The 6,951-nt window shown below is 71.6% G+C and carries 6 protein-coding genes; 4 read left to right on the forward strand and 2 right to left on the reverse strand.

Going from position 1 to position 6,951, the window contains the following annotated elements; genetic code table 11:
• The first annotated feature begins 148 nt into the window (after positions 1 to 148).
• Positions 149 to 895 (forward strand): Tellurium resistance, encoded by a 747-nt coding sequence (locus ACFWY6_RS41400; RefSeq protein WP_361822779.1) that lies wholly within the window; start codon positions 149 to 151, stop codon positions 893 to 895.
• 48 nt (positions 896 to 943) lie between these two features.
• Here the strand turns inward: ACFWY6_RS41400 and ACFWY6_RS41405 are convergent, their stop codons facing one another.
• Entirely contained in the window at positions 944 to 1,825 is an 882-nt protein-coding gene (locus tag ACFWY6_RS41405) for a TerD family protein (protein ID WP_384701850.1), read from the reverse strand.
• A 182-nt stretch (positions 1,826 to 2,007) separates the two neighbouring features.
• Between ACFWY6_RS41405 and ACFWY6_RS41410 the strand changes: the two genes are divergently transcribed.
• The 3 genes from ACFWY6_RS41410 (at position 2,008) to ACFWY6_RS41420 (ending at position 6,577) form a co-directional block, all read left to right on the forward strand.
• Positions 2,008 to 3,174, forward strand: a complete 1,167-nt coding sequence (locus ACFWY6_RS41410) for an HpcH/HpaI aldolase/citrate lyase family protein (protein ID WP_361822774.1) — start codon at positions 2,008 to 2,010, stop codon at positions 3,172 to 3,174.
• Positions 3,175 to 3,266: 92 nt separating this feature from the next.
• On the forward strand, positions 3,267 to 5,765 hold the full coding sequence (locus tag ACFWY6_RS41415; RefSeq protein ID WP_384701854.1) for a phosphoribosyltransferase: 2,499 nt from the start codon (positions 3,267 to 3,269) through the stop codon (positions 5,763 to 5,765).
• Positions 5,762 to 6,577: an HAD family hydrolase gene (locus tag ACFWY6_RS41420; protein WP_384701857.1), complete on the forward strand. Its 816-nt coding sequence runs from the start codon at positions 5,762 to 5,764 to the stop codon at positions 6,575 to 6,577. Before ACFWY6_RS41415 ends, ACFWY6_RS41420 begins: the two co-directional genes overlap by 4 nt.
• 19 nt (positions 6,578 to 6,596) lie before the next feature.
• Here ACFWY6_RS41420 and ACFWY6_RS41425 read toward each other — a convergent pair whose 3' ends face one another.
• Entirely contained in the window at positions 6,597 to 6,815 is a 219-nt protein-coding gene (locus ACFWY6_RS41425) for a zinc ribbon domain-containing protein (protein ID WP_360762609.1), read from the reverse strand.
• Positions 6,816 to 6,951: the final 136 nt, after the last annotated feature.

Raw genomic sequence — 6,951 nt, forward strand, 5'->3', positions numbered from 1 at the left:
CTCTGTGGCGTTTTTTTCTTGTTCTTCTTCTTCTCGTGGGTGGGGTGCGGGGGCTCACCTTTCTCTCCTCCGGGGGGTGGGGTGTTGCGGGTGTCCCTCCCCACACCCCCGCCCCGTTCGGTATACGCACGCGACTTTGGGGGCGGCAATGTCCTTCTGGGACGGTTTATGGCGTGGGCGCTCGATGGACTTCGAGTCGGGCAGCGCCGCGACCAACTCCATCGAACTCACCAAGCGGCATCCGACGGTCTCGCTCAACAAACAGGGCGCGGCCACCGGCAATCTGCGGGTCAACCTCTCCTGGCAGATGCGTACGTCCGACATCATCGGCAAGCAGCGCGGGGGCGGCGGCCTGCTGCGGCACCCCTTCAAGATGTTCCAGCCCGACGTGGTGCAGGCGCACACCCAGGGCGTGGTCAACGTGGACCTGGACATCGGCTGCCTGTACGAGATGGTGGACGGCGCCAAGGGCGTCGTACAGCCGCTGGGCAGCTTCTTCGGGAGCCTCAACGCGCCGCCGTACGTGAAGCTGAGCGGTGACGACCGGTTCGGTTCGCCGTCCGGCGAGACGATCTATGTGAACCTCGACCACCGCGAGTCGATCAAGCGGCTGCTGTTCTTCGCGTACATCTACGACCAGACGCCCGCCTTCGACCGTACGCACGCCAAGGTGACGCTCTACCCCAGCAACGGCCCGCGGATCGAGATCGACCTCGACGAGCGCCAGCCGCAGGCCAGGTCGTGCGCCGTGGCCTCGCTGGAGAACGTCAAGGGCGAGCTGGTCGTGCGCCGCGAGGTGAAGTTCGTGTACGGCTTCCAGGCCGAGCTCGACCGCCTGTACGGCTGGGGCCTGCAGTGGGGCCGGGGCTACAAGGCCAAGGCGGGCGGCGGCTGAGTGCCCCGACGCGGGGCGCCGAACGCCCCCTGTCGAGCCCGCCGCCGCTCAGCGGTTCAGGAACTGCGGCCCCTGCGGGGGCAGCCGGAAGTTCGGGTCGGGCATCGGCGCGACCGGCTGCGGATAGCCGTACGAGGGCTGTGCGACCGGCGCCGGCTGGGCGGGCGCGGGCTGCGGATAGCCGTACGAAGGCTGCGGCATGGGCTGGCGCGTGGGCTCGGGCGGATAGCCGTACGAGGGCTGGGGCGCCGGCGCGGGGAAGGGCCGCGGGACCGGCGCGGTGGGCGCGGCGGACGACGGGAAGGGCCCTGGATCGGGCTGCGGCTGGGCCTGGGCCTGGGCCGGCTGCGGGAGCGAGGCCTCGGGCGTCGGCTCGGGCACGGCCTCCGACTCGTCCACGGAGATGCCGAAGTCGCCGGCGAGGCCCTCCAGGCCGTTCAGATAGCCCTCGCCCAGGGCCCGGAACTTCCAGGCGTCGGCGCGGCGGTAGAGCTCGCCGCAGATCAGCGCGGTCTCGGCGCCGGTCTGCGGGGTGATGTCGAAGTACGCGAGAGGTTCGCCCTCGGTGGTGGCGGCGTCGTACAGCAGGATCCGCAGCGCGCGTACGCGCTCGAAGGGGACGTCCTCCGCCGATGCGACGAGCAGGACCCGGCTCACCGCCGGATCGAGGCCCGCCATGTCCGTCTGGATCGTGTCGGTCAGGCCCTCGGCGACCCGCTTCTTGCCGAGCCGCCAGACCTTGCCGGAGGGGTGGCGCGGCTGGTTGTAGAAGACGAAGTCCTCGTCGGACCGCACGCGGCCGTCGGTGCCAAGGAGGAGAGCCGACGCGTCGACGTCGGGGACTCCCTGTCCCGGGGTCCAGCGCAGCACGGCGCGGACGGCCGTGGCTTCGAGCGGGACGTTCGACCCCTTCAACATCGCGTGCGTCATGCGGTCATCCTGCCTTCCCGGTCGCGGACGGGACAACGCGGGGGTGACTGTGTGTGGTGTCTGTGTCTGACATGGCCGGGTTACCTGAATTTCATGCCCATGGGGAACCCTTGACACCCGTCCCTACGTACTATTACCGGCCACATCACGTCGGACCGCGCCGACGAGTACAGGGGAATTTCATGCGTCATTTCGGGCATATTGCCCCAGAGGTGCGACAGCGCCTCTTCCATCGGGAGCCGTGCGACTTCACCGCCGACTCCTCTCCCCGCCTGCTTGCGGCGGCGCTCGGCGCCACGCTGTACAGCCCTGCCACACGCCCCCGGCTCGCCGACGACATCCTCAAGCAGGCCGGGCGTGGCGTGATCTCGATGGTGCTCTGCCTCGAAGACTCGATCGACGACGCGGAAGTCGTCGGGGCCGAGGAGAACCTGGTCAGACAGTTCGCGGAGCTTGCCGCCCGGAAGGACGCCAAGCCGCCGCTGCTGTTCATCCGGGTCCGCACCCCCGAGCAGATAACCGACCTCGCCCAGCGCCTCGGCGACGGCATCCGCCTGCTGTCCGGATTCGTGCTCCCCAAGTTCACCGAGGAGCGCGGCGTCCCCTTCCTGGAATCGCTCTCCGCGGCCGAGGCGGCGACCGGGCGGCGGCTCTTCGCGATGCCCGTCCTCGAATCGCCCGAGCTGCTGCACCTGGAGAGCCGCACGGAGAACCTCGCCGGGATCGCCCGCACCGTCGACAAGTACCGCGAGCGGGTGCTCGCGCTGCGCCTCGGCGTCACCGACTTCTGCTCCGCGTACGGCCTGCGCAGGCCGCCGCACATGACCGCGTACGACGTCCACATCGTGGCCTCCGTCATCGCCGACGTGGTCAATCTCCTCGGCAGGGCCGACGGCACGGGCTTCACCGTGACCGGTCCGGTGTGGGAGTACTTCCGCGTCCAGGAGAGAATGTTCAAGCCTCAGCTGCGCCGCAGCCCCTTCCTGGAAGGGCGGGCGGAGGAGCTGCGGCAGGCGCTCATCGAGCACGACATCGACGGGCTGCTCCGCGAGATCGAGCTGGACCGGGCCAACGGCCTGCTCGGCAAGACCTGCATCCACCCCTCGCACGTGCTGCCCGTGCACGCCCTCTCGGTCGTCAGCCACGAGGAGTTCAGCGACGCCGAGGACATCCTGCGCCCGGAGCGGGGCGGCGGCGGGGTCATGCGCTCGGCGTACACGAACAAGATGAACGAGGTGAAGCCGCACCGCGCCTGGGCCGAGCGGACCCTGCAGCGCGCCGAGGTGTTCGGTGTCGCGCGCGAGGACATCGGCTTCGTGGAGCTGCTCACCGCCGGGCTCTCCGGTTGACCGCCGGGCGCCCGTTTCTCCCGGCCGGACCTTCTCCGGCCGACGGTAAAGAACGCAAGGAACGCAAGGAACGTAAGGACTGTGCGAGGACTGTGAACGACGACGTGGTGGACGACGCGGTGTGGTCCGGGACGTGGGTCGCCGAGCGGCTCGGCGTGGAGCTCATCGGCGACGCGAGCCTGGGCGAACTGCTCGGGCTCGCCCTGCGCCGCAACCCCAAGCGCGCGCACCTGCTGGTGTCGAACGTCCTCGGCAAGCATGTGCCCCAGCGGCCGTCTGTCGTGTACGCGGCCGGGCACGACCTGGGTGTCAGGGCGCGCGCCCTGCTCGGCGACGCCGAGGCCCGGCGTGCGGTCGTCCTCGGCTACGCGGAGACGGCGACGGGCCTCGGTCACAGCGTCGCGGACGGCATCGGCCTCGCGCCCTATCTGCACTCCACGCGCCGCCCGGTCGACGGGGTGCGCCAGGCGGGCGGCTTCGAGGAGTCCCACTCGCACGCGACCTCGCACCTGCTGCTCCCGGCCGACCCCGAACTCCTCGCCGGGGACGGCCCGTTGGTCCTGGTGGACGACGAGTTCTCCACCGGCAACACGGTCCTCAACACCATCCGCGCGCTGCACGAGCGCTATCCGCGCGACCGGTACGTCATCGTGGCGCTCGTCGACATGCGCTCGCCCGAGGACCAGGGCCGCCTGGCCGGCTTCGCCGAGGAAATCGGCGCGCGCGTCGACCTGATCGCGATGGCGTCCGGCACGGTGCGGCTGCCGGATGGCGTCCTGGAGAAGGGGCAGGCGCTGGTCGCAGAGCACGAGACGGCGGCGCCGCTTCCCGCGCCGCGCCGGGAGCGCGGCACCGTCACCCGGGTCGAGCTCGACTGGCCCGCCGGTGTACCGGACGGCGGCCGCCACGGGTTCACGCCCGAGCACCGGGCCGTGCTCGACGCGGCGCTGCCGGGGATGGCGGAACGCCTCGCCCAGGCGCTGGCCCCAGGTTCCGCACCCGTCCCTGCCCGCGTCCTCGTCCTCGGCTTCGAAGAGCTGATGTACGCGCCGCTGGCCCTCGGGGAGGCGCTGGAGGAGTGGCTGGGCGGCAGCGACGCCGAGGTCCGGTACTCCACCACCACCCGCTCGCCCGTACTTGCCGTCGACGACCCGGGCTACGCCATCCGCAGCCGCCTCGTCTTCCCCGCCCACGACGAGCCCGCCGACGGGCCCGGTGAGCGGTACGCGTACAACGTCGCGGGCGGCGGCTTCGACGCGATCGTCGCCGTGGTCGACTCCGTGGGCGACGGGCCCCGACTGCACGCCCCCGACGGCCTGTTGGCGCAGCTCGCCGCGCACACCCCGCAGGTCCTGCTCGCCGTCGTTCCCTCGTACGTCCCTGAGTACGTCCCCGAGCGCGTCCCTGAGTACGTCCCCGAAAGGCCCCCCATGCTGCCCGAGCCCCTCCGCGGCCCCGACTTCTCCTCGTACGCGCCCGAAGACGTCGGCTGGCTGCTGCAGGACCTCTCGGACGTGACGCTGGAAGCACCCACCGAGGAGCGCGAGGAGGCGATACAGAGCGGCGGCGCGCACTACGCCGAGTCGCTGCCGGTCGAGTACCAGCCGAGCCCGCAGTACCAGGAGCTGTTCCGGGCCGCGCTCGACACCTCCGCCGCACGGATCGCGCAGGCCGTCGGCACCGTCACCGAGACCGTCCTCGCCGAGCGCTCCCCGCGTCCGGTCCTCGTCTCCCTTGCCCGCGCGGGCACGCCCGTCGGCGTACTGATGCGCCGCTGGGCGCAGCACCGGCACGGTCTCGACCTGCCGCACTACGCCGTGTCGATCGTGCGCGGGCGCGGTATCGACGCCAACGCGCTGCGCTGGCTCGCCGCCCACCACGACCCGGCCGACGTGGTCTTCGTCGACGGATGGACGGGCAAGGGCGCGATCACCCGTGAACTGGCCGACGCGGTGCGGGAGTTCGAGGAGTCGGGCGGGCCCACCGGGTTCAACCCGGAGATCGCCGTGCTCGCCGACCCCGGCTCGTGCGTGCGCACCTACGGCACCCGTGAGGACTTCCTCATCCCCTCCGCCTGCCTCAACTCGACGGTGTCCGGCCTGATATCGCGCACCGTGCTCCGCGCCGACCTGGTCGGCCCGGACGACTTCCACGGCGGCAAGTTCTACCGCGAGCTCGCCGGCACCGACGTCTCCCTCGACTTCATCGACGCCGTCGTGGACCGCTTCGACGAGGTGACCGAAGCCGTCGACGCCCAGGTCAAGGAGGTGCTCTCGGCGGACAGGGCACCGACCTGGGAGGGCTGGGCGGCCGTCGAGCGGATCAGCGAGGAGTACGGCATCCACGACGTGAACCTGGTGAAGCCGGGCGTCGGCGAGACGACGCGCGTGCTGCTGCGCCGCGTGCCCTGGAAGATCCTGGCGCGGGCCGGCGCCGGGGCCGACCTCGATCACGTACGACTCCTCGCCGAACAGCGCGGCGTACCGGTCGAGGAAGTGGACGAACTCCCCTACACCTGCGTCGGGCTGATCCACCCTCAGTTCACGCGCGGCGCCACCGGCACGGACGGCAAGGCGGTGGCGGCCAAGTGAGCACGAACCGGACGGTACTCGTCGCCAGCGACCTCGACCGCACCCTCATCTACTCCGCCGCCGCGCTCGGCCTGACCATGCCCGACGCCGACGCGCCGCGCCTGCTCTGCGTCGAGGTCTACGAGAGCAAGCCCCTGTCGTACGTCACCGAGACCGCCGCCGGGCTGCTCGGCGAGGTCGGCCGCGGCACGGTCTTCGTGCCGACGACCACGCGTACGCGCGAGCAGTACGGCCGCATCCATCTGCCGGGCCCCGCACCGAAGTTCGCGATCTGCGCCAACGGCGGGCATCTCCTGGTCGACGGGGTGTCCGACCCCGAATGGCGGGCGGACGTCGACCGGCGCATCGCCGCCGACTGCGCCTCGCTCGACGAGGTCCGCGCGCACATGGTGCGCACCGCCGACCCGGCCTGGCTCCTGAAGGAGCGGGTGGCCGAGGACCTCTTCGCGTATCTGGTCGTCGAGCGTTCCCTGCTGCCCGAGGGCTGGGTCAAGGAGCTCGCCGAGTGGGCGGAAGGCCGCGGCTGGACCGTCTCGCTGCAGGGCCGCAAGATCTACGCCGTGCCGAAGCCGCTCACCAAGAGCGCGGCGGTGCGCGAGGTGGCACGGCGGATCGGCGCCGACGAGATCCTCGCGGCCGGGGACTCGCTCCTCGACGCCGATCTGCTCCTGGCCGCCGACCGCTCGTGGCGTCCGGGCCACGGGGAACTGGCCGACACGGGGTGGACGGCACCGGGCCTCACGGTGCTGCCGGAGCGCGGGGTCGCGGCCGGGGAGGAGATCCTGCGGGGGTTCCTCGCGGCGTCGAGGTAGGGCTGCGGCTGTGGCGACTTCAGCCGCAGCAGCCCCCGCCGCAGCAGCCGCCTCCGCCACCACCACCGGCGCTCGGGCCGGGCGCGGCGCTCGTCCCGCCGACGGCCACCGCCGAGAGCAGCTTGACGGTGTCGTCGTGCCCGGCGGGGCAGACGGCGGGGGCCGAGGACTCGGCCATCGGGCGGCTCAGTTCAAAGGAGTCGCCGCAGGAACGGCAGCGGTATTCGTAGCGGGGCATGGGCACAGATTAACCTCGTCTGCGGCCTTGTCGTGGCTGGTCGCGCCCACGCGGCGGAGCCGCACATGTCACAGCCCCGCGCCCCTTCGGGGGCGCACCCGAACCGCACCTGACTTCGCCAGAGCCGCTTACCGCC

Source organism: Streptomyces sp. NPDC059037, assembly GCF_042740015.1.
GTDB lineage: Bacteria > Actinomycetota > Actinomycetes > Streptomycetales > Streptomycetaceae > Streptomyces.